Origin of the sequence: Oceanobacillus sp. CFH 90083 (genome assembly GCF_009389585.1) — a bacterium.
In the GTDB taxonomy this organism is placed as follows: Bacteria; Bacillota; Bacilli; order Bacillales; family Amphibacillaceae; genus Oceanobacillus.
Window position 1 is genome coordinate 364709 of sequence record NZ_VIYG01000003.1, and the last position, 23223, is coordinate 387931.

The window sequence follows — 23223 nt, forward strand, 5'->3', positions numbered from 1 at the left end:
ACTTTTTACTATGTATTTAGAGTGTGTAATCGAAAGGGGGACAGGTGAAAGGCTGCTTTCACCGCGTATATGAAAAATGAGATGCTAGCAATGATTCTTGCAGGGGGTAAGGGATCGCGATTAGGGAAACTGACCAAAAATATTGCCAAACCAGCCGTTCCTTTTGGAGGAAGATATCGTATTATTGATTTCACTTTGAGTAACTGTGCCAATTCCGGGATAAAAAATGTGGGTGTGGTGACACAGTATCAGCCATTGGCATTAAATAACCATGTTGATAATGGGACAAGCTGGGGACTGGATGGAATTAACTCCGGTGTGACAATTCTTCAGCCTTACGCCGGTTCAGAGGGTGGTAAATGGTTTGAAGGGACAGCGCATGCGATTTACCAGAATATCGCTTATATCGATGAAATGAATCCTGAATATTTACTTGTATTATCCGGAGACCATATTTATAAGATGGATTACGAGGAGATGCTGGAGACGCACAAAGCTAATGATGCTTCTTTAACAGTTGCTGTACTGGAAGTTCCTGAAAAAGAAGCCTCCCGCTTTGGTATCATGAATACGGATGAGAATGACCGGATTATTGAATTTGAAGAAAAACCTGAGAATCCAAAGAGTAATCTGGCGTCAATGGGAATCTATATCTTTAATTGGAGCAGACTGCGTGAGGTACTGTTAAGCAGCTATTCCAAAGATGACCATATGCTGGATTTTGGTAAACATGTTATTCCTTCTTATTTAGAAGGCGGCGAGAATGTGTTTGTATACCGCTTTGATGGTTACTGGAAGGATGTTGGAACGATTGATTCACTTTGGGAAGCAAATATGGAATTTATTAATCCGGAGATGAGCCTGAACATCCGTGATAAATCATGGCGTGTATATTCCAGAAATACGATTTCACCGCCAAACTTTTTAACGGACGCCGCTTCCGTGACAGATTCATTAATTGTTGATGGGTGCTATGTTGCAGGTCATATTGAAAATAGTATTCTTTCCAATGATGTACAGGTAAAAGAAGGCTCGAAAATTACGGATAGTTTTATTATGCCGGGAGCAAGCATCGGTAAGAACGTAACCATCCACCGGGCAATAGTGGGGGAAGATGCCGTTGTTGGTGACAATACGGTCATTGATGGAACCGAAGAGGTTGGAGTAGTAGGCTATTCTGAAGTGATTGGAGTGACGATGGATGAGGACTAATAAACTTTGTGCCGTTTTAGGGAATATTCAACGCTATAACGCTTTACTTCCATTAACAAGTGGAAGGCCGTTAGCAACATTGCCATTTGCTTGTAAATACAGATTGATTGATTTCCCGCTTTCCAGTATTGTGAATGCCAATATAAATACCGTGTATATGATTTTTAATGAAGGCGAGACACAATCCGTATTCGACCATATTGGTGGAGGAAAAGAATGGAATCTGGATGGTGTGCATAACCGTTTCTTTATCCACCTTTACCAAGACTTTTTGAAGTTAAAAGCGCATAATCAAAACTATTATCGTCCATTAATTGATTATCTTGAAAAATCAAAATCAGAGTATACGGTTTATATGAGCAGTAAAATGATTTGTAATATTGACTTGCGTGCCGTTTTAAAAATTCACCAGCAGCAAAATAACGAAATGACTGTTGTTTATAAAAAGGTTGATTCTGAAAAAATATGCCAAACGGATGCCGTATTATCCTTGACAGATAATGGTCAAATTACGGAAGTACGCCCATATATGGAGCATGTGCAGACAGCAGATCAGGAAAATCTCTGTATGGATATTTATATCGTTCAGACAGATTGGCTGATTCAGGAATTAAAAGCAGGTCAGCAGGAAGGAACCCCAGCGGATATCCAAGATTTTCTGCGTAAGAAAATTCACACGGTAAAAAGCTCTACCTATGAATATACGGGTTATTTAAGTAATATTTTTGATATTAATTCATTCTATAATGCATCACTAGATATGCTGAACCAGCAAAAATTCAGTTCGCTGCTCTATTCGAATCAAAAGGTATATACCAAATTAAAGAATGAAGTTCCAACCTATTATTCTGATTCATCGGAAGTAAATAACAGCCAATTTGCAACAGGCTGCATTATTGAAGGCAAAGTAGAAGGCTCCTCTATTTCTCGCGGAACAGTGTTAGATAAAGGAACAGAAGTAATTGATTCGATCATTATGCCAAATGCAAAAATATGTGCAGGAGCTAAGGTGCAAAATGCTATTCTGGATAAAGAAGTTGTTGTAGATCCAGGCGTACAAATAATTGGAACAAGAGAAAATCCAATTGTTATTGAAAAATATCAGCATGTGACCGGTGATATCCTCGCAAATGAAGTAGTAGTCAGTGATGTAGAGAGATAGGAGGAGAAATATGAAATTATTATTTGCTAGTGCGGAGTGTGCGCCATTTTTTAAGACGGGCGGACTAGGAGATGTCATTGGTGCGCTTCCAAAGGAATTAGCAAAAAAAGGTGTAGAAGTGGCAGTTGTACTGCCGCTTCACAAAAAAATGCCGGCTGCATATAGGGAGCGCTTAGAGCATGTGACTTCTTTTTATGTAGATGTTGGCTGGAGAAGTCAATATTGTGGAATTGAACGTTTAGAAATGGATCATGTCACCTATTACTTTATTGATAATCTCTATTATTTTGACCGGGATGGTCTATATGGCTTTTATGATGATGGAGAGCGTTTTGCTTTCTTTCAGATGGCTTTCATTGAAATGATGGAGACAGTTGATTACATTCCTGACATTATCCATGTCCATGATTTTCATACAGCAATGGTGCCATTTCTCTTGAAAGAAAAATATCATTGGATTGAAGCTTATCAAAACATCCGAACCTTGCTGACCATTCATAATATTGAGTTTCAAGGACAATATCACCCGGAAGTGTTATCTGATTTATTTGGCGTCGGTGATAGAAGGTATCATGATGGAACCATTCGATACGAAAATGATATTAATTTTTTAAAATCGGGTATTGTCTATGCCGATAAGGTTAATACGGTCAGCCGCTCGTATGCAAGGGAAATTCAAACTCCTGAATTTGGCAATGGCTTAGAAGTGCTTCTTAGACAGGAGCAAAGAAAACTGTCAGGTATTGTGAATGGAATAGATTATGAGATTAATAATCCGGAAACAGATCCGGCGCTCAAAGCTAACTACTCTGCAGCTGACTTAGCAGGCAAGAAGGATTGTAAGAAAGAATTGCAGGAATTAATGGGATTACCTGTACGCGAGGATGTTCCGGTGATTGCGGTGGTCAGCCGCCTGACGCATCAGAAAGGCTTTCATCTTGTTCTGGAAGAGCTGGAGAATCTATTGCAATATGATGTCCAGTTTGTTCTGTTAGGAACTGGAGACCCATCATTAGAGTATCCATTCCAGTTGATTTCTGAGTGGTATCCAAATAAGTGTGCAGCAAAGATTACATTCGATGTGACGCTGGCTCAAAAGATTTATGCCGGTGCTGATATATTCCTGATGCCTTCGAAATTTGAACCGTGTGGATTATCGCAGCTGATTTCGATGCGTTACGGTACATTGCCGGTAGTTCATGAAATAGGCGGGCTGAAGGATACGGTACAGCCCTATAATCCAATTGAAAAAACAGGTACAGGGTTTGGTTTCTCCTTATTCACGCCATACTATATGATGGAAGCATTAAAAAAAGCAATCCATGTGTATCAGGATGAGCAGCATGTATGGGACAACCTTATCCAAACAGCAATGGCTCAGGATTTCAGCTGGGAAACATCCAGTGAGCAGTACCATTTGTTATATAAAGAAATTTTGTAGTAAGCAGAGTGTGTTTAAAAGGCTCAGTGTGTAAGGTATAATTGGAGTTTTTTGAACACACTCTTTATAGGTCAAAAAACATAAACGTATCAGTTTAGGTGAGATAAGTGTCTTCTTAAAACAGTGCATGCATGATGCCCTTTTGATTTTTGGAGAAGAAGTACTTAGAATATGTGTTCAAAAAGATCCAGCCGTTCAAGTAATCGCAGTTTCAAATCAGAAGTAATCAGATCAAGGTGACGTTTTTACAAACGGGCTTACGCATGTTGTGGTGATTTCTGTGTTGTCCACACGATGTTGACGAACTTAACAGAAGTTCCTCCAGGCTTTTAAATACGTGAGTAACGTTTTTGATAGGGCGAGTAATTGCAACGGGTTTTTAATGGGGCAAATAATCGCAGTCCCAGCCCTATTAGAGCGCATTAACTAAAGCGTTCCTACTTATCATTTGAGTGCTTTTTGAATATCCGCTTGCCTAAACTTAGATAATGCAGAGAAGGAGCATAATCCATGGCTTTAGATAAAGAAATGTTTAAAAAAGAGTTAAGACAGAGGTTGAGAGAGAACTATGCACGGGAACTGGAAGACGCAAGTGAACAAGAGATTTTCTATACACTTGGCGCGTTAGTGAAGGCACGTTACTCGGATGCCTGGAGAGATACATGGAAGTATTATGTGGATAAAAATAAAAAACAGGTTTTTTATTTTTCCATCGAATTTTTACCGGGCAGAATGTTGAAAAGTAACCTGTTGAATCTTGGTATGCTGGATACAGCCAGAGAGGCTTTAGCAGATTTAGACATTGAACTGGACCGTCTGGCGGAAGTAGAAAAGGATATGGCATTAGGAAATGGAGGGCTCGGGAGATTAGCATCCTGTTTTATGGATTCGATCGCTTCCTGTGGACTTCCTGGTAACGGAAACGGTATCCGCTACGATTATGGGCTTTTTAAGCAGCGCTTCGTGGACGGGTATCAAGTAGAGCTTCCTGATGAATGGTTACAGGGTGGTAATATTTGGGAAATACGCAGAGAAAGTAAAGCAGTCGATGTTCGTGTTGGCGGGCATGTCTATTTGGCTGAAAACAGTGAGGGTAAGCTAAAGCCCGTGTACGAGAATGAACGGGTGCTTAGAGCGGTTCCTTACGATACAGGTATGGTGGGCTATGAAAATAATGTTGTCAACACATTACGTCTATGGTCTGTAGAAATTCCTGATTCGGAAGAGGATAAATACCAAAGCATCCAGGGAAGAAGAGAGCTGGAGGATTTAACGGCTGTTCTTTATCCGGATGACTCCAATGAACAAGGACGTTTAATCCGTTTAACACAAGAATATTTCTTTGTATCAGCAGGAATTCAAAGTATTATCCGTCACTACAAAAATCGGATTCAGCAGCCAATTTCCAAGCTCAGTGAATATATTTCTATTCATATAAACGACACGCACCCTGCCCTGTGTGTGCCTGAGATGATGCGTATTTTAATTGATGAAGAAGAACTATCCTGGGAGCAGGCCTGGGATGTTACCGTAAAAGTTATGAGTTATACAAATCATACGATTATGGCTGAGGCATTGGAGAAATGGTCGATTGACTTGATGCAGCGTACATTGCCGCGTATGTATCAAATTATGGAAGAGATTGATGCACGTTATGTACAGACTATGCGGGAATTACATCCGTATGATTTAGTAGAACGCACGCGGATTATTCGCAATGGACAGGTTCATATGGCACATTTATCTATTATCGGCAGTCATAGCACAAACGGTGTGGCAAAGCTGCATTCCGATTTATTGAAATTTGTTGTCCTGCATGATTTCTATATTATTTATCCGGATCGTTTTAATAATAAGACAAATGGGATTGCACAGCGCAGATGGTCGCAAATTGTGAATGAACCAATGTCAAAGGTATTGGATGAAGCGATTGGAAAGACATGGAGGCAGGACCCGGGTGATTTGAAATTACTGATGAATTATCAATCGGATCAGGCTGTTCTGGAAAAGTTGGCAGAAGCGAAGAAGAAAAACAAACAAGCTTTAGCTGATTATATTTTGGAAGCAACAGGTATTGAAGTTTCTGCGTCTGCTATCTTTGATGTACAAATAAAACGACTGCATGCTTATAAGCGTCAGCTATTAAATCTATTGCATATTATCAAGCTGTATCAAGATTTAAAAGAAAATCCTGATATGGAAATGCAAAAGCGTGTATTTATCTTTGGAGCAAAGGCAGCACCAAGCTATCATTATGCTAAGGTAATTATTAAATGTATAAATGAAGTGGCTAACCTGGTTAATAATGACCCAGATATTAAGGACCGGATTAAAATTGTATTCTTACCAAATTACAATGTCAGCTTAGCGGAGAAAATTATCCCTGCGGCAGATGTCAGTGAGCAAATTTCGCTTGCATCCAAGGAAGCTTCCGGTACAAGTAATATGAAGCTGATGCTAAATGGCGCGATTACCCTGGCTACGTTAGATGGAGCCAATGTAGAAATCAGAGATGCTGTCGGCGATGATAATATTTATATCTTCGGACTCACAGAGAAAGAGGTATATGAATATTATGAGAACCAGGAGTATTCTGCGCATAAGCTCTATGATGAAAATGCAGTTATCCGCCGTGTGTTGAATGCGTTTATTGATGGCACCATTCCAAATATTGTTTATGAAGGCCGGGAGATTTTTGATTCTCTCATTAAGTATAATGACGAATATTTCTTACTGCGTGATTTTGATTCCTACGTAAAAGCGCAGAAGGAAATTGACAAAGCATATGGAGATCAGGCTTTCTGGCAAAAAATGAGCTTAATCAATATTGCTAATGCCGGCAGATTCTCTTCTGATGAAACGGTCCGTCGTTATGCGGAGGATATTTGGAAAATCGAGCCGAAAGATTCATTTGTTACTGAGAAAGGATAGTATTATGCCGTATGTTTATTATAATTCATGGAAAAGCGATTATAAAAAACCATTTGGAGCTGTACAGCCTGAAGAAAAGGTTACATTTCAAATCGATTTCCATGAGCGTCAAGTCATAGAAGTACAATTTATTATTCGAAAAGAAAATGGGGTGCATGAGGAAAAGGTTTATTCAATGCGTGATATAGGAGAGAAGCGTTTCTCCTGTATCTATACGCCTCATGAAGGAAAGGGTCTCTATTTTTACTATTTTGTTTTGAAGTGGCAAGATGATCATGGCAAGGAGCATACTGCATATTGGGGCGGATCACCTGTAAAAGGAGAGGGACAGCTCTATCAGGAGCAGCATGAAATCATTCCTTATCAGCTAACCTGCTTTGCAAAGGAAGAAAAGACACCGGATTGGTATCGGGAGGCCGTCTTTTATCAGATCTTCCCTGATCGTTTTTATAATGGCAATGCAGATGGGAAGGTAAATGCGCCGAAGCGGAACAGTTTTATTTATGGTGATACACGTGATACACCTCTGTATGTGCGCGGATCTAAAGGAGAAATTCTGCGCTGGGATTTTTATGGCGGGAATTTAGAAGGAATCAGAAAGAAGATACCTTATTTGAAGGATTTAGGTATTAATGCGATTTATTTGAATCCGATTTTTCAAGCGGCAAGTAATCATCGTTATGATACAGCGGATTATATGAAGATTGATCCCGTGCTTGGTGATGAAGTATTATTCCAGGAAATCATGGAAGATCTTCATGCAGAAGGAATCCATGTTATTTTAGATGGTGTATTCAGCCATGTCGGAAGAAACAGCATCTATTTTAATTACGATGGAACCTATGGAGAAGATCAGGGAGCATATCAGAATCCAGACAGTCCGTATTACCCCTGGTTCACGTTCAGTGAATATCCTGATAAATATGCCTCCTGGTGGGGAATTGATGACCTGCCGGAAGTGGATAAGTCAAACGAGGCATTTCAAGATTATATCTATCAGGGAGACGGCAGCGTCATTGATAGATGGAGTGATGTGGATGGCTGGCGTTTGGATGTTGCAGATGAGCTGCCGGATGAATTTATTTCAGGCATCCGCCAGAAGCTCGACCAATATCCGGAGAAGGTGCTTATTGGTGAGGTCTGGGAGGATGCTTCTAATAAAATTGCCTATGAAAAGCGCCGGCAGTATATTTTAGGGGATCATTTGCATGGTGTGATGAACTATCCATTCCGGAATACTGTCTTAGATTTACTGCAATTGGAAAAGTCTCCAAAGGAGCTTGCGCGCAGACTGACACAGCTTCAGGAAAATTATCCAAAGGATATCCTTTTCAATAATTTGAATAATATCGGTACACATGATACGAAACGAATTTATACGCTGGTTGGAGAAGATAAGGAAAGGCTGAAGCTGGCATTAAGCTTTTTGCTGATTGCTCCGGGAGTTCCGTGTATTTATTATGGCGATGAAGCTGGTGTGACAGGAGAGCAGGATCCTGATAACCGTAAATTCTTCCCGTGGGAGAATATCGATCAGGATATTTTCAAGCATTGCCAGCAATGGATTGCGGAAAGAAAGCAGAATAGCACATTAAAATATGGAGATTTTGTGCTTTTTTATACGGATGATGTATTAGGAATGCTTCGTTTTACAGATAAAGAATATACCATCTATATGATCAATCCGCATGATGTAGAAAAAACGTGTCATTTTACAGAGCTGCATTTTTTACGTGAGATACCGTTAACGGAGAAGGTATTGAAGGATATTTTTAATAACTTGCTGATAGATGGGAAAAGTGATTTTTTTGTAACAGGGAAGATATAGATAAGCTATTAAAAAAGCAGGCTGCATAGATATGTGTCTATGCAGCCTGCTTTGCTATTTACCCTTCTATTTTTTCAAATCCCTGTTCTTCCATGGATTCCATAGCATCTTCCAGGTTTAAATTTCCTTCTTCATTCTCCAGAAGCTCATGAAGCCCCGGCAGCTCTGAAAGGTCGACGGTTGTAAAATCAATGTTGATTGTTTCAATAAAATGATCATCCTGAAAATCGATGTTATATTCCAGACCATCAATCCCCTGTAAAGGTTCAGCAGTAGGAGTAATCAGAGCTTCTGCCTCTTCTTTGGATTCAATCCCTGTGATACTGTCATAAGAGGTGATACTCCTGCTTGACTGCTCAATGATTTCCTCATCCTCGGCAACAAAGGTTACCTCAATGGAATTTTCGCCGTCTTCTAATTGATATGTTACCGTTTCTTGATTGGATCCGCATGCAGCTAAAGTAATAATTGAAATCAGTAAGAGGGTAAAAACAGTTACAATTAAGCTTTTTTTGTTTGCCATTTTCGTTACTCCTATTCTTTTATCATTATGGTAATCGTATCGGATTGCAGCAGAGAAGTCAAAAGGGGATTCTATGAATCACGTAGAAAGAAAATGAACATAAAAAACCGTATCTTCATATAGACAGAATACGGTTTTCATTATTAAGCTTAGTCTTCTACTACTTTAAGGCCTGCCTCTTCCAGGTCGCTGACAGCGTCTTCCAAGCTTAAATCCTCATCTTCAAACGTATCTTCAGAGAAATTAAAGCCGAGTGAGCTAAGTTCTTCTGGGCTGGCTACGGTGAAATCGATATTTATTGATATAATTATTTCTTCTTCCTCATAACTAATTTCAACTTCAGCACCCTCTGATGCATTTACGTCTTCAAATTGTGCCTGAAGCATATCATCCATTAATTCTGCCTCTTCTTTGGATTCTAATCCTATCGCAGAATATGAACCTGCTAGTTCAGCTGACATTTGTTCAACTTGATCATCTTTAGCTTCAAAGGTGATTTTTGTGTTCATTCCCATTTGTTCCCCTTCAAGGGTGACTGTTTCGCTGGAACCACATGCTGCCAATCCTAACATAGCAATCAATAAAAATAGTAATCCTGTCATTCTTAAATTTGTCTTTTTCATTTGCGTCTTTGCTCCTATCCATTTTTTTAATACAGTAGTTAGCGTACCGAATTAGATAGCTAAAGTCAAAGTAAAATTGAGAAAAAATAAATAATTGGACTATTATACCATGCTAAAAGAAGTTCTGTTTTTCTTTTTTTGGATATTTGATATGTGATTTGGGTTGTTTTAAAGCTTTAAATAAGTAAATCACGTTTTCAGGCTATTCCATGTATCCTCAGTTGGAGAAGGGAAATCTCATGCATTTTATGAAGTTATTGTAAGTTATTTAAATAGAAGATGAAGTATTGGTATGAGTTCGGTAAATTTGCTTTTTTCTCGAAACAGATGTGCTTTAATGTACTTGAATGAAGGGGGAGAAGAATGAGTTATATCGAGCTGAAAGATATCACAAAGTCGTATCATGCAGGGAATAACATACTGGAGGAAATCGACTTAACCATCGAGAAAGGGGAATTCTTTGTATTAGTGGGTCCATCCGGATCTGGAAAAAGTACACTACTGCGGATGATTGCCGGGCTGGAAGAGGTTACAGGCGGCATTTTAAAAATGGATGAAAAGATAGTTAATCACCTGCAGCCGAAAGATAGAAACTTGTCGATGGTATTTCAAAATTATGCACTGTACCCGCATTTATCGGTGGAACAAAATATTTTATTTGGTTTAAAGGCGAAAAAGATTTCCAAAACGGAGCAGCAGAAAAGGTTGAAAGAAACAGCTGAGATGATGGGATTATCTGATCTGTTAGGCAGGAAACCACGTCAGCTTTCTGGAGGGCAGCGCCAGCGTGTTGCTTTGGCAAGGTCTGTTGTCAGTGAAGCACCGCTTTGTTTAATGGATGAACCTTTATCCAATTTAGATGCCAAGCTGCGTGCACAGATGCGTGTGGAAATTAGAAGGTTACAAAAGCAGCTGGGATTAACACTGATTTATGTGACGCATGATCAAGTGGAAGCGATGACCATGGGAGATCGGATTATGGTTTTAAATGATGGGAAGATTCAGCAGGTAGGTAAACCGATTACTTTATATAACGAACCGGCAAATCTGTTTGTAGCGTCTTTTATTGGTTCTCCTAAAATGAATATTGGGAGAGCGGAGATAAAGGAAGCACCGGGTTTGCTTGTAAACAATACATTGGCATTTTCAGCAGATGCCAGATTACAGGAAGCGTTGGAAGTACATAAAGACATTGTAGTCGGAATAAGACCGGAGCATATCCAGCCGGCAACGCATTATGAAGCAACCCATTCTTTGGAAGTGGTGAACGTCGAGCAGTTAGGAAATGAAACCTCTCTTGCTTTGGATGTTGGCGGGGAGCTATGGACAGCTAAATGGCCTGGGCAATGGGAGATTGAGACAGGTCATCTGCTGGAGGTGTATATATCACAGGAGCACTTGAGCTTCTTTGATGCGCAAACGGAAAAGCTAATTCGTCCAGCTTCCTTCAGCGGGCATGGGGAGGTTCAGGCTATATGACGAATGTGACTGCTGCCATTGCACAGGAAGAGCAGATTCTGTTTGAGCAGACGAAGCGAAAACAGCGTTACAGGCAATTTATCAAAGGTGTACTCTTTTTGCTGCCATCTATTGTACTCTTTTCAGTTTTTCTGTTTTATCCGTTACTCCGGACAATTTATCTGAGCTTCTTTCTGACAGATGCGAGCGGGGCGACGACGGTATTTGTTGGCTGGGATAATTTTGTGACACTATTTCAATCAACCATTTTTCAGCAGAGTGTCAAGTCTACCTTTCTATTTGTTCTCTATACGGTGCCATTGACGATTATTGTCAGTTTGTTTTTAGCTGTTATCGCGAACGAGAAGCTGAAAGGAATCGGCTTCTTCCGGACAATATTTTCCTCTACCATGGGAATTTCCGTAGCAGCGGCATCGGTGTTTTGGCTGTACTTATTTCATCCGACGATCGGTTTTTTAAATATCATCATGGAAGTCTTTGGGTTAGAAAAGATTGGCTGGTTGACAGATCCTTCCTGGGCATTAATTGCTGTGTCTGCAACAACAATATGGATGAATATTGGTTTTACTTTTTTGATATTATTGGGCGGGCTGCAATCAATTGATAAATACCTCTATGAAAGTGCAGATGTGGATGGGGCAGGGTACTTTTATAAATTAAGAAGAATTACGATCCCGATGCTGTCTCCTACTTTGTTTTTCGTTGTGACAGTAACGATTATTAATGCCTTTCAAACATTTGGTCAGGTCGATATTTTAACACAGGGCGGTCCGCAGAATGCAACCAATTTAATTGTTTATTCTATTTATCGGGAGGCTTTTACCAATTATCAATTTGGTTCGGCAAGTGCGCAGGCGATTATTTTGTTCATTATTATCCTGTTTATGACGATAATCCAATTTAAGCTGGGAGAAAGGAAGGTTCATTACCAATGAGGATTCCTATAGGGCGAAAAGTAATAACCTATCTTTTATTAATACTGGCAGCATTTCTTATTTTCACGCCAACACTGATGGCTGTGGTAATGAGCTTTATGACAAATCAGGATATTATGACGGGAAGCTTGCCCTCTGCATTTTCACTCGATAATTATCGCCGGGCATTTGAGCAGTTTCCACTGTTGCATTATTTAATAAATAGCTTTTTGATTTCGATTATTATCATGATTGGTCAGCTGGTTTTAGCCAGTTTAGCAGCTTATGCCTTTGTCTTTTTAGAATTTAAAGGTCGTGATTTCTTATTCTATCTTTTTATTGCGACCATGATGGTACCATTTGAAGCTTCGATTATTCCAAACTTCCATACGATTCGCGACCTTGGCTGGATTGATCAGTATACTGGACTGACGGTTCCATTTTTCGCGATGGCTTTTGGAACATTCCTGTTAAGGCAGAATTTCAAGCAGATTCCTAAAGAGCTGCGTGAAGCAAGCCAGATTGCCGGTATGGGGGATGTGAAGTTTTATTTGACAGTAGTATTGCCAGTGGCAAAAACAAGCTTAATCACCTTAGGAGTTTATGGATTTTTAACTTCATGGAATATGTACCTGTGGCCGCTGCTGGCAACGACCAATGACAATGTCAGGACCGTACAAATCGGTTTGCGGCAATTACAATCACAAGAACAAATGAATGATTGGGGCGTGATTATGGCAGGTGCTGTCATTGTTATTATTCCAACGCTGATTCTTTTATTTTTAGGTCAAAAAAAGCTCCAGCGCGGTTTAACAGAAGGAGCATTAAAATAGATGAATTTATAAAAGGAGTCGATTATTTTGAAGAGAATGCTGTTACTATTTGTAATGTTTAGTTTGGCTATTTTAATAGCTGCCTGCGGTTCCAGTGATGCTGAGGGATCTGGGGCAACAGAAACAGAAGATGGAAAGCAAATCGTTACCTTTTGGCATGCAATGGGAGGTGCCGCACAAGAAGCTTTAGATGAAATTGTAGCATCTTATAATGCATCTCAGGATGAGGTAGAGGTCCGTGCTGAATTTCAGGGGACATATGATGAAGCATTAACGAAGTTTCATAGTGTAGCAGGAACTGATAGTGCGCCGACGATGATTCAGGTATTTGAGATAGGTACGATGTCTATGGTGAACAGCGGTCATATTGAGCCGATTCAGAAATTTATTGATGAGGATGGCTATGATATGGGGCATTTGGAAGAGAATATCGTCAACTATTATAAGATAGACGATCAATTCTATTCGATGCCATTTAATTCATCAACCCCAGTGATGTTCTATAATAAAGATGCTTTTGAAGCAGCTGGTCTGGATCCGGAGAATCCACCGCAAACATATGAAGAGGTAGAAGCAGCAAGTCAAGCGATTGTTGAGTCAAATCCTGATATAAAAGGTTTTGCGCTGCAGGCATATGGATGGTTATTTGAACAATTACTGGCAAGCCAAGGAGCGTTACTATTGAATGAAGACAATGGACGTTCAGGAACAGCAACAGAAATCGGCTTCACAGAAGAACAAGGAAAATCGATTTTTGAATGGGTAGAGCGTATGAATGAAGCTGGAACTTTCGCAAATTATGGTACAAATGGCGATAATATGCTGGCTGGCTTTTTAGCGGAAGATGTTGCTATGTTTCTGCAATCCTCTGCCAATTCCCGTGATTTAATTGATAACGCGCCATTTGAAGTAGGGGTAGCATTCTTACCGCATCCTGAAAATACGGATTGGGAAGGGGTTGTTATCGGCGGAGCAAGCCTGTGGATGAGTGCAGGCAAGGACGAAGCAGAGCAAAAAGCAGCCTGGGATTTTATGAAATATCTGCAATCGCCGGAAATTCAAGCACAGTGGCATACAGATACAGGTTATTTTGCCATTAACCCGGCAGCTTATGAAGAAGATCTGGCTATAGAAATGCACGAGGAAAAACCGCAATTAAAGGTGACAGTGGAACAGCTGCAGGCGACTACGCCATCTTATGCGACACAGGGAGCTGTGATGGATATGATTCCGGAAGAGAGAAAGATCATTGAAACAGCATTAGAAGCAGTTTTTAATGGCGGAGATGTAGATGAAGCCTATCGTACAGCAGTAGAACAATTAAATACTGCTATTGAAACAGCGAATAAAGCTCGTGGTGAGTAATAAAGTGTAGAAAACAAGCGGAAGCAGCAGAAATGAATTTAGCGGGGTGGCATTTGCGGCATCAGCTGCAGAAACTCCCGCTGAATCAATCAATATTTCATTATATCAACTCAATTTCCAGGAGGGATTATTTTGACAAAAGTATATGGACACCGCGGTATGATGGGAGTATATCCAGAAAATACGTTGCTAAGTTTTGAAAAGGCACTGGAAGCTGGTGTGGAGGGTTTAGAAATAGATGTACACATGACAAAGGACAGCGAATTTATTGTCATGCATGATGCTACATTAAACCGGACGACAAAAGGAATTGGACCAATCTCTGAATATACATTCTCGGAAATTCGGGAATTACCATGGAACCATTCCTATTTTTCATCATTCGCAGCCTATGACAACAGCTGGGAGGAAGAGAAAATTCCCTCCTTGGCGGAAGTGCTTAAATTAGTCAGTTCCTATCCGGATGTTGCGTTGAATATTGAATTAAAAACGTACGAATATATCTATGAAAATATAGAAGAAAGATTGATAGACTATGTTGCTAAGTTTCCTGAGGTAAAGCACCGGGTAATATACTCCAGCTTTCACTTGCCTACATTGATTCGTTTACGTCATTATGACCGGGATGCGCGGCTGGCATGGATTGTTAACCAACCAATTTCCCACCCGGAGGATTATATTGATATTTTGGGGCTAGAGGCGTTACACGTAGGGGTAGAAACATTTCTTGAACATATTTATCATTGGCATAAATGGAAGAGACTGCTGCGTGTGTGGACTGTAAATGATAAAGATACGTTGAAGCAATTACTGGATATAAAAGTGAAAGCAATTATTACAGATTATCCGGATCGTGCTATCTTTTATCGGTGTGAGCGCTATGCCATGGCGTAGAATATTACTCAGCTCGGTGATTGCCATTTTTATGATATCTGGGTTTTTTGAAGCAAAGCCGCAGACACCGCAGGCGACATCAGCATATGGAGCAGAGGCATTGTATGCAAGGGCAGCCGGCAAATCGGAATCCGCTTCTGCTGATTTAGAAATTATTGCCCATCGTGGTGCAAATAATATCTTCAATGAGCATACATTGACTGCTTACGAAATTGCTGCTGATGCGGAAGTGGATTCGATTGAGATTGATTTACGAATGACGAAGGATCATCAATTAATCGCACTTCATGACACGACATTAGATCGTACAACGACAGGAACAGGCGCCCCGGAAGAATTGACGCTGAACGAAATCAAGCAATTAGATACGGTAGCTGTATTTGGAGGGAAAGTCTATAAGGAACCTGTGCCGACATTAAATGAAATATTTGCGGCATTTGCGCAAGAAGAGCATTATTATATCGAGACACGTCTGGTGGGTGGCGATACGAAAATGGAAGAGCCTTTTATTCATTTACTGGAGGAGTATGATTTATTAGATCCGGAATATGTGAGTTTTCAATCATTCTCTAAAGAAAGCTTGCAAAAAATGCAGGAATTAGCACCGGAAATTCGAACGACGCTTTTATATGGCACAGATAAATTTGAGTTAGAGGATGCATTAAATGCTGACGTGGATGTGATCGGGATAGAATCAAGAAATATTACGCAGGATATTGTTGATAAGATCCAGCAGCAGGGAAAAGAGGTTCATGTATTTTTCACAGACGAACGGACGCAGCTCGTTGAACAGCAGCGTGTGATAATGTATGGAGTGGATGGGGTTTTTACAGATGATATTGAATTTACAAAGCAGGTTATTGGGCAGTGAAAGATGTGATTGTTTATATAGAACCTCACAGAGTCGTCTCCTTCTGACTTTGTGAGGTTTTTTAATGACTATTTTTATTGGAAAAGAGAATCTATCTTTTAGCACAGGAATTCAAATCTTAATTTATTATCAGCTATACTTTTTATAATCTTTAGAGCATCAGCAAGTTCATATCCAAAGGTTGTAAAACAGTCTGTATAACCCCATAAGCTTGACTTCATGTGGCTGTCAAAGAGAATGCCGTATTAATTGCTATATCCAATAGCCTCTAAGGATATTCACACAGTATAATAATCTAATACAGCCCGATCTGTGACAATTCTCAAAGTATATCCCAATCAATGATTCCCTATGCTTTTCTAAATGATGATATTATATGAAAAATAATGAAATATTTTTTCGTTGTTTTATCTATTTTAAAAAATAAATACCCAATAGTCCGTTTTTAGATTAAAGCTTTATGCAAGGATCCAAAACTAGTATGGTCCATTGCATAAAGCTTTTAATTTTACAAATAACCGGTAGTCTCCTGCTTTATCGCTCCAGTATTAACTTTTAAACATCCAATACTTCTTCTGCAATCCGATCTGATGTACTTACAAACGTGCTATACAATTGAATTAACCGAAATGCATCGATTCCCCCTGTAGATATCTATGTTTTATCACTTTCTTTGAAAAAACATGAAATTAAAAGAAAAATAATGATTGAAAATGGAAAGTTATGATGTTATTATAAAACTGAAAAGAAATGAGGAGGATTTAAAAATGAAAACAGCAACAAGGATCAATTCCTTTTTACCCAAATTTGAAAATGATTTAGAGAAAGTTTTTGAAGAATTTAAACGTATTGGACTAAGCCATGTAGATTTAAATTACCCGGAACATGTAATGGGTTTTTCTTCTGAGGAAATGAAAGCTCTTTTAGAAAGATACAATCTTAAAGCAAATGGAGTGGCGCTGAGATTTAGAAATGAGTTTATCAATGGTGAACTAGGAAACGCCGACGTTAACATTTCTCAAGAAGCTTTAAATTTATGTAAAAAAGCTGCAGATTATTGCAGGGAAATTCAAGGTGAAGTAGTCACTATATGGTTGGGGTTTGATGGTTTTGATTATTCATTTCAAATAAATTATGAAAAAGTTTGGCAACAAATTAAAAACTGCCTGATTGAAATTGCTGACTATGCACCAGACATTAAAATTAGTATTGAATATAAGCCTTTCCAACCTCGAGCTTACGCTTTTATAGACAGTTTGGGAATTGCGATGACAATGGTCAATGAAGTGAATCGAAGTAATATAGGTATTACGTTAGACTACTGCCATATGCTAATGAAACATGAGAACCCTGCTTATGGAGCAAGCATTTTGGGAAGTAAAAATAAATTATTTGGGGTCCATTTGAATGATGGCTATGGGCTTAATGACGATGGATTAATGATTGGAACTAGCAGTTTAGTGAAAACATTTGAATTTTTATACTATACAAAATTACACGATTATAATCATGCTATTTATTTTGATACTTTTCCAGTTATTGAAGATCCAGTTGAAGAATGTGAAAGTAATTTAAAAATGATTAAGAGAATTGATGAAAAAATCGAAAAAATTGGTATGGAAAAAATCGGATCGATTATTGAACAAAATAGTGGTGTCAAAGTAAGTGAATTGGTACTGGAAATCTTAGCTTAAGGTTTCCAGTGCCAATAATAAAATAGGAGGATTAAAAAATGGATTACAAAAAAATGGCACAAGAAATTCTAAATGAAATTGGCGGAACAGAAAATATTTCCAACATGACTCATTGCGCAACAAGACTTAGGCTTACATTAAAAGACACCTCCTTAGCAGATAATAAGTCTGTAGAAGCTATTGATGGGGTAATTAATGTAGTTAATAAAGCAGGTCAGTATCAGCTTTTAATCGGCACAGAAGTACCAAAGCTTTATGATGAATTTGAAGCTTTAGTAAAAGGGGATTCTATGAATCTGACAGAGGAGAAGAATGAAAAGTCAGGCAGCATCATAAGCAATGTGTTTTCAGCCATTTCAGCAATTTTTGCCCCCTTACTGCCAGCTTTAGCTGGATCAGGTATTCTGAGAGGGTTACTGATTTTAGCAGTACAAGCAGGAATTATTAGTGAAGACAGTGGGACGTATACTATTTTATTTGTAGCTTCCATGAGTGTATTTTATTTTCTCCCTGTTTTGTTAGCGTTTACTTCAGCGAGAAGATTCGGGGCCAGTCCCTATATTTCAGTACTAATTGGAGCTTCGCTGATTCATCCGGATTTCATTTCATTAATGGGAAGTGCAGGAAATGGTGCGACAACGGAATTTTTTAGTATCCCTGTTGTTTTGATGAATTATAATTCTACAGTCGTACCAATTATTTTATCTATTTGGGCCTTTTCCTATCTGTATAAATTTTTAGATAAACGTATTCCAGAAAGCTTGAAATTAGTTGTTGTTCCTCTTATTTCTTTAGTAATTATGATTCCGCTGACAATGATAGTTATTGGACCTATTGGGGTATATAGCGGGGAAGCGGTCGCGAATGTTGTTAACTGGTTAATTGAAAGAAGCAGTGTTTTAACAGGAATTCTTGTTGGCGGTGGCTGGAGCGTATTAGTAAGTCTAGGCATTCACTGGGCTGTAAATCCAATTATGATTAATAATGTTTCCACTTATGGATTTGATTATATTGTACCTTTTACCTTTGCTTGTAATTTTGCGGTTATTGGAACAACTATCGGTGTCTACCTTAAAGCAAAGGATAAAAAACTAAGAAGTTTTTCATTAACAGGTTTAGTTACCATTGCACTTTCAGCTATTATCGAAGCAACATTATTTGGTTTACTGGTTAAAAATAAAAAGTTATTTTTAGCTCAGATTATAGGGGGAGCTGTTGGGGGTGCTTATCTCGGCTTAATGAAAGTTGTAGCAAATGCTTTTGTTTTTGGTAGTGTAACAACGTTCCCTGCTTTTGTACAAGATAATGGAGCTAACTTTTTACACGCTATGATTGGATTACTCATTTCGTTAGCCGTAGCAGCAATCTTGTCGTTTATCTTTACAAGAAAAGATGAGAAGCTGGTATAAGAAACACAATAATTTAAATCGATATAATTGATAAAAACATTTATTAAACCTTTATCAGAGGAGTGAAGCCGACGTTATGCTTATTTGTCCTTCTATGATGTGTGCAAATTTTGATAGCTTACAAAAGGAAGTAAGAGAATTAGATATTGCTGGTGCAGATATTTTCCATATTGATATAATGGATGGTCATTTTGTCCCTAATTTTGGGATGGGGCTGCAGGATATTGAGGCCATAAAAAAAGCAACCAAAAAGCAGGTCGATGTTCATCTAATGATATCGAATCCAGGAGACTATATAGAGCTATTTGCCGGCTTCGGCGTTGATATTATATATATTCATCCCGAATCAGATAATCATCCGACTCGTACTCTTGACAAAATAAAAGAAAAAGGCAAAAAGGCAGGGATTGCAATAAATCCTGGTACCTCAATTCACCAGATTGAGGAGCTTCTTCTATTAGTTGATTATGTGCTGGTGATGACTGTAAATCCAGGGTTTTCTGGTCAAAAATATCTTAACTATGTAGATGAGAAAATAATAAAATTAGTCAATTTAAAAAATGAAAATTCATTTGAAATTATTGTAGATGGAGCTGTATCACCAGCTGTAATGAAAAAATTAAGTGGGATTGGCGTTGATGGTTTTGTATTAGGAACTTCTGCATTATTCGGAAAGAAGCAAAAGTATACAGAGTTAATGAAAAATTTTAAATCATAGAAAAAGGAGCTGGCAACTAATGAAAATAGCAATTGGATCAGATCATGTTGGATATGAATTAAAGCCTGCAATGATAGAATATTTACAAGATCTTGGGTGCTCTGTTAAAGATTTTGGTACGAGGTCAAATGCACGTGTTGATTATCCTGATTATAGCAAAAAAGTATCTGAAGCAGTTCTTTCTGGAGAATTTGAGCGGGGAATTCTGATATGTGGAACAGGCGTAGGTATTTCCATTGCAGCTAATAAGATAAAAGGAATTCGGGCAGTTGTTTGCAGCGAACCTTATTCTGCCAAGCTATCAAAAGAGCACAATAATACGAATATTCTTGCTTTAGGTTCCAGAGTTGTAGGGAAAGAGTTAGCAAAAATGATTGTAAATGAATGGCTGGGAGCTGAATTTGAAGGCGGCCGTCATTCCAAAAGAATTGAGAAAATTGCAAAGTTAGAAGAGTAAAATATACTATTTTAAAGGCAGCAAGATCAATGATGAAATCAAACTTCATTGATCTTGCTATTTTTATTGTAAAGATAAATGTATTTTTATCATGGATCACTAAAAAATGATAAAATATAATTATCATTTTTACATGTAAGGAGGAAAAGATTTGATTCCTTATGAGAGACAGGAAAAAATTCTTGAAAAGCTTAGCAAAGAGGAAATTTTAAAAATGGAAGAATTACATCATTTGATTCCCAATGTATCCATCTCCACCCTAAGAAGAGATTTGAAGGAATTAGAGAAAAAAGGGAAAGTTGTTATGCTAACTGGTGGAGCAGTGAAAGTATCCTCACCAACTGCAGAGTTATCTATAACAGCAAAACAATCATTACATGCCGAGGAGAAAGAGACTATTGCTGCATTAGCTGCAAAGCTAATCAATAATGGAGATGTAATCTATCTGGATTCTGGCTCCACCTGTACGGCACTATTAAACAAAATTATTGATAAGAAAATTAGTATAATTACTACTAATGCTAGTGTACTGGGTATTTCTCAAGAAATTCAGGCAGAAATAATCGTTTTGGGCGGTAAATACAATCCAAATATTTCATCGTTAAATGGCCCTTTGGCGGATAATAACATTCAAAATTTTTATTTCGATAAATCATTTTTAGGAGCTAATGGAATAGATTTATTTAAAGGAGCAAGTACACCAAATCTTGTTGAGGCAAATAAAAAAAGACATGTTATTAATAACTCTAAAAAAACCTTCTTACTTTGTGATGACTCAAAATTTCATGTTAATTCTACTGTGAAAGCTTTTGATTTAAATGAGGTAACACTGATATCAAATAAATACGACAAGGAAATAGCCAATGTAACAGAATTAATATATCCTGATTAATTTACTGTATTACTAGCTTTGTCAGGCTATATATAATGAATGCATTTCATAATTGTTTTTTTATTTGCTTGGCAGTGAATATGATTACATTATTTTTGAAGATAATAGAAAAGGGTGTTCAAAAAGTCGCCAAATGACAAGCTGTGAGGTAAGGTCCTTCTGCTAAAACCGTCCACATCATAGAGGCAGCACTGCACGCGCAAAGCCCATTCCTAAAAAAATAAACGCTTTAATGCACGAGTCAATTGGTACCCTTTTTGAACACACTAGAAAAAATATAATCTTTTTGAGCACGGGAATCCGATTCGTTTTTCTGTTTTGTTTCATAATATGCAAACGGACAATAACCAATTGAACAATATTTAAATAAATCAAAATAGAGTAACTGTGCGTTTGCTGATTTGATGCCTATGGAAGAACTTCAAAGCCCCGCTATGCAGCAAATAAAGTATTGGAAGAAAACCTCTAATCTTTATAGTGTACAGGAATCCAAATTTCCGTTTTCGTATCATGAACACTATTTATAATTTCTGGAGCATCAGCAAGCTCATATCCCGAGGTCGGGAACCATTCTGTATAAACCCGGCTCCATGTATCTGTAAAAGCATCAGGGGTATCCCCTTCTGCATCAAATACTGCCCATTGCTGTTTGGGAACATTTAACACAGCAAGATTGGCTGGGGCGGCTTGCTCTGTGACAACAGCAATATAATATTCCAGCGCCTCTTCATTTGGCTCTTCTCCATGACAAGTATTCACTGTCATATTCAGTATCCCGTTTAAATCGGTATCTTCTGAGCTCAGCATTTCCAGCCTGGCATAATCTTCATCGGTGAGCGTATTCCATAATGACGGATTAAAATCTCCATTTTCCGGATGCATCACTTCCTTGTACCCGACAACTTGAAAAGCCGCTTTTTCTACAAAACGATATTTCATTTCAACATCTCCCTTAACAGAAATATGGAAGGTAATTCGTGGATATGCTTTGAGCGAAACTCCTGTCTGCTTTACTATACTTGGCAGAACCTGGTGCAATTCCTGAAAGGCTCTGGAGAACGAATCAGGAGATTGGTAACCATATTTTAATGCTACATCTATCACCTTCCTGCCGCTGTCCCGTAATTCCAATGCTGCTAATGTTAATCGGCGCCTGCGTACATATTCAGATAACGGGATGCCGGCAAGAAAGGAAAACATTCGTTTGAAATGATGTTCCGAAAAACAGGCAATTCGGGCTGCCTGCTGATAATTCATTTCCTTATCTAAATGTGCTTCGATATAGTCGATAGCAGCATTCATGGAATCAAGCGTATCCATGTGATCACCTCCTCTTCTATGAAAGAATAACAATGAATATCGGTTGCTTCCCGACAATCTAAGTTCCGTTTTGTCGGAAAGGTTTATTATTCAGAAAATGCGTCAGAGTATTGAACGACGCCATTTACATGCTTTAACGCATCTGGTTCTAATTCCAAGATCATAAATGCTTCATCTGGAACATCGAACGGGGCTTTGATTCCCCAAAGATTAGCTGGTTTGAAACCAAAGCGGGGATAATAATCGGCATGGCCAAGAACAATTACAGAACGAAATCCAGCTGCCTTTGCTTTTTCCAACCCTTCTTTCATCAACCTGGAACCAATGCCTTGTTTTTGATAATCTGGATGTACAGAGACTGGTGCAAGAGCAAGAGCTTCTGTTACTTGTTCATTGTTTTCAATTGTTATTTCTGAAAAAAGAATTTGACCAATAATGTCACCTTGTGGATTGACCGCCACAATAGATAGCTCAGGAATGAAAGCATTAGATGTGCGGATACGCTTTACAAGAAAGTGTTCCTGCTGGTCGCTCATTTCTTCGTTTCGAAAAGCTTTTTCAATGAGTGCTTCTGTTTTTGGATAATCTTTTGATTGTTCTTGTCTAAGCTCTATATTCACGGGAATCCCTCTTTCTTAAAGAATAAATTTGGGGAAC

The 23223-nt window shown here is 38.5% G+C and carries 20 protein-coding genes; 16 read left to right on the forward strand and 4 right to left on the reverse strand.

Translation table 11 applies throughout. From position 1 onward, the window contains the following. The first annotated feature begins 69 nt into the window (after nucleotides 1-69). From FLK20_RS06625 to FLK20_RS06645, 5 genes are all read left to right on the forward strand, one after another. Entirely contained in the window at nucleotides 70-1212 is a 1143-nt protein-coding gene (locus FLK20_RS06625) for a glucose-1-phosphate adenylyltransferase (RefSeq protein WP_152655753.1), read from the forward strand. Continuing rightward, nucleotides 1202-2374, forward strand: a complete 1173-nt coding sequence (glgD, locus tag FLK20_RS06630) for a glucose-1-phosphate adenylyltransferase subunit GlgD (protein WP_152655754.1) — start codon at nucleotides 1202-1204, stop codon at nucleotides 2372-2374. The genes FLK20_RS06625 and glgD overlap by 11 nt, the downstream gene beginning before the upstream one ends. 10 nt (nucleotides 2375-2384) lie before the next feature. Next, nucleotides 2385-3815, forward strand: coding sequence for a glycogen synthase GlgA (gene glgA, locus FLK20_RS06635; protein WP_152655755.1), 1431 nt, complete (start codon nucleotides 2385-2387; stop codon nucleotides 3813-3815). A gap of 510 nt (nucleotides 3816-4325) precedes the next feature. Continuing rightward, nucleotides 4326-6746, forward strand: a complete 2421-nt coding sequence (locus FLK20_RS06640; RefSeq protein WP_152655756.1) for a glycogen/starch/alpha-glucan phosphorylase — start codon at nucleotides 4326-4328, stop codon at nucleotides 6744-6746. A 4-nt stretch (nucleotides 6747-6750) separates the two neighbouring features. Further along, on the forward strand, nucleotides 6751-8574 hold the full coding sequence (locus tag FLK20_RS06645; RefSeq protein WP_152655757.1) for a glycoside hydrolase family 13 protein: 1824 nt from the start codon (nucleotides 6751-6753) through the stop codon (nucleotides 8572-8574). Nucleotides 8575-8632: 58 nt separating this feature from the next. On the opposite strand, the gene FLK20_RS06650 is transcribed toward FLK20_RS06645, so the two are convergent. Continuing rightward, nucleotides 8633-9097: a DUF1307 domain-containing protein gene (locus tag FLK20_RS06650; RefSeq protein WP_152655758.1), complete on the reverse strand. Its 465-nt coding sequence runs from the start codon at nucleotides 9095-9097 to the stop codon at nucleotides 8633-8635. A 149-nt stretch (nucleotides 9098-9246) separates the two neighbouring features. Further along, nucleotides 9247-9720 carry a DUF1307 domain-containing protein gene (locus tag FLK20_RS06655; RefSeq protein ID WP_152655759.1) on the reverse strand — a complete coding sequence of 158 codons (474 nt, stop codon included), beginning with the start codon at nucleotides 9718-9720 and terminating at the stop codon, nucleotides 9247-9249. A 363-nt stretch (nucleotides 9721-10083) separates the two neighbouring features. Between FLK20_RS06655 and FLK20_RS06660 the strand changes: the two genes are divergently transcribed. The 11 genes from FLK20_RS06660 (at nucleotide 10084) to FLK20_RS06710 (ending at nucleotide 21246) form a co-directional block, all read left to right on the forward strand. Then, nucleotides 10084-11199 (forward strand): ABC transporter ATP-binding protein, encoded by a 1116-nt coding sequence (locus FLK20_RS06660; protein WP_152655760.1) that lies wholly within the window; start codon nucleotides 10084-10086, stop codon nucleotides 11197-11199. Continuing rightward, complete coding sequence (locus tag FLK20_RS06665) at nucleotides 11196-12134, forward strand: carbohydrate ABC transporter permease (protein WP_152655761.1); 939 nt, start codon at nucleotides 11196-11198, stop codon at nucleotides 12132-12134. Before FLK20_RS06660 ends, FLK20_RS06665 begins: the two co-directional genes overlap by 4 nt. Beyond that, on the forward strand, nucleotides 12131-12946 hold the full coding sequence (locus FLK20_RS06670; RefSeq protein WP_152655762.1) for a carbohydrate ABC transporter permease: 816 nt from the start codon (nucleotides 12131-12133) through the stop codon (nucleotides 12944-12946). Before FLK20_RS06665 ends, FLK20_RS06670 begins: the two co-directional genes overlap by 4 nt. Nucleotides 12947-12982: 36 nt before the next feature. Further along, nucleotides 12983-14311: an ABC transporter substrate-binding protein gene (locus tag FLK20_RS06675; protein WP_152655824.1), complete on the forward strand. Its 1329-nt coding sequence runs from the start codon at nucleotides 12983-12985 to the stop codon at nucleotides 14309-14311. A 132-nt stretch (nucleotides 14312-14443) separates the two neighbouring features. After that, nucleotides 14444-15205 (forward strand): glycerophosphodiester phosphodiesterase family protein, encoded by a 762-nt coding sequence (locus tag FLK20_RS06680; RefSeq protein ID WP_227994874.1) that lies wholly within the window; start codon nucleotides 14444-14446, stop codon nucleotides 15203-15205. Beyond that, the gene (locus FLK20_RS06685; RefSeq protein WP_152655764.1) at nucleotides 15192-16076 is read left to right on the forward strand and encodes a glycerophosphodiester phosphodiesterase; all 885 of its coding nucleotides are present in this window, start codon (nucleotides 15192-15194) and stop codon (nucleotides 16074-16076) included. Before FLK20_RS06680 ends, FLK20_RS06685 begins: the two co-directional genes overlap by 14 nt. A 767-nt stretch (nucleotides 16077-16843) precedes the next feature. Continuing rightward, nucleotides 16844-17770 carry a sugar phosphate isomerase/epimerase family protein gene (locus FLK20_RS06690; protein WP_152655765.1) on the forward strand — a complete coding sequence of 309 codons (927 nt, stop codon included), beginning with the start codon at nucleotides 16844-16846 and terminating at the stop codon, nucleotides 17768-17770. 38 nt (nucleotides 17771-17808) lie between these two features. Continuing rightward, nucleotides 17809-19179 (forward strand): PTS transporter subunit EIIC, encoded by a 1371-nt coding sequence (locus FLK20_RS06695; RefSeq protein WP_152655766.1) that lies wholly within the window; start codon nucleotides 17809-17811, stop codon nucleotides 19177-19179. Between the two features lie 76 nt (nucleotides 19180-19255). Continuing rightward, entirely contained in the window at nucleotides 19256-19897 is a 642-nt protein-coding gene (gene rpe, locus FLK20_RS06700; protein ID WP_152655767.1) for a ribulose-phosphate 3-epimerase, read from the forward strand. A 19-nt stretch (nucleotides 19898-19916) separates the two neighbouring features. After that, complete coding sequence (gene rpiB / locus FLK20_RS06705; protein ID WP_152655768.1) at nucleotides 19917-20354, forward strand: ribose 5-phosphate isomerase B; 438 nt, start codon at nucleotides 19917-19919, stop codon at nucleotides 20352-20354. A 151-nt stretch (nucleotides 20355-20505) separates the two neighbouring features. Further along, nucleotides 20506-21246, forward strand: coding sequence for a DeoR/GlpR family DNA-binding transcription regulator (locus FLK20_RS06710; RefSeq protein ID WP_152655769.1), 741 nt, complete (start codon nucleotides 20506-20508; stop codon nucleotides 21244-21246). Between the two features lie 465 nt (nucleotides 21247-21711). Here FLK20_RS06710 and FLK20_RS06715 read toward each other — a convergent pair whose 3' ends face one another. Beyond that, nucleotides 21712-22566 (reverse strand): AraC family transcriptional regulator, encoded by an 855-nt coding sequence (locus FLK20_RS06715; RefSeq protein WP_152655770.1) that lies wholly within the window; start codon nucleotides 22564-22566, stop codon nucleotides 21712-21714. An 86-nt stretch (nucleotides 22567-22652) separates the two neighbouring features. Continuing rightward, a complete protein-coding gene (locus FLK20_RS06720) occupies nucleotides 22653-23186 on the reverse strand; it encodes a GNAT family N-acetyltransferase (protein ID WP_152655771.1) in 534 nt (177 codons plus the stop codon). Nucleotides 23187-23223: the final 37 nt, after the last annotated feature.

Coding starts and splice junctions, on each gene's coding strand:
- FLK20_RS06625 (WP_152655753.1), top strand. CDS start 70: ATGAAAAATGAGATGCTAGCAATGATTCTTGCAGGGGGTAAGGGATCG.
- glgD (WP_152655754.1), top strand. CDS start 1,202: ATGAGGACTAATAAACTTTGTGCCGTTTTAGGGAATATTCAACGCTAT.
- glgA (WP_152655755.1), top strand. CDS start 2,385: ATGAAATTATTATTTGCTAGTGCGGAGTGTGCGCCATTTTTTAAGACG.
- FLK20_RS06640 (WP_152655756.1), top strand. CDS start 4,326: ATGGCTTTAGATAAAGAAATGTTTAAAAAAGAGTTAAGACAGAGGTTG.
- FLK20_RS06645 (WP_152655757.1), top strand. CDS start 6,751: ATGCCGTATGTTTATTATAATTCATGGAAAAGCGATTATAAAAAACCA.
- FLK20_RS06650 (WP_152655758.1), bottom strand. CDS start 9,097: ATGGCAAACAAAAAAAGCTTAATTGTAACTGTTTTTACCCTCTTACTG.
- FLK20_RS06655 (WP_152655759.1), bottom strand. CDS start 9,720: ATGAAAAAGACAAATTTAAGAATGACAGGATTACTATTTTTATTGATT.
- FLK20_RS06660 (WP_152655760.1), top strand. CDS start 10,084: ATGAGTTATATCGAGCTGAAAGATATCACAAAGTCGTATCATGCAGGG.
- FLK20_RS06665 (WP_152655761.1), top strand. CDS start 11,196: ATGACGAATGTGACTGCTGCCATTGCACAGGAAGAGCAGATTCTGTTT.
- FLK20_RS06670 (WP_152655762.1), top strand. CDS start 12,131: ATGAGGATTCCTATAGGGCGAAAAGTAATAACCTATCTTTTATTAATA.
- FLK20_RS06675 (WP_152655824.1), top strand. CDS start 12,983: ATGCTGTTACTATTTGTAATGTTTAGTTTGGCTATTTTAATAGCTGCC.
- FLK20_RS06685 (WP_152655764.1), top strand. CDS start 15,192: ATGCCATGGCGTAGAATATTACTCAGCTCGGTGATTGCCATTTTTATG.
- FLK20_RS06690 (WP_152655765.1), top strand. CDS start 16,844: ATGAAAACAGCAACAAGGATCAATTCCTTTTTACCCAAATTTGAAAAT.
- FLK20_RS06695 (WP_152655766.1), top strand. CDS start 17,809: ATGGATTACAAAAAAATGGCACAAGAAATTCTAAATGAAATTGGCGGA.
- rpe (WP_152655767.1), top strand. CDS start 19,256: ATGCTTATTTGTCCTTCTATGATGTGTGCAAATTTTGATAGCTTACAA.
- rpiB (WP_152655768.1), top strand. CDS start 19,917: ATGAAAATAGCAATTGGATCAGATCATGTTGGATATGAATTAAAGCCT.
- FLK20_RS06715 (WP_152655770.1), bottom strand. CDS start 22,566: ATGGATACGCTTGATTCCATGAATGCTGCTATCGACTATATCGAAGCA.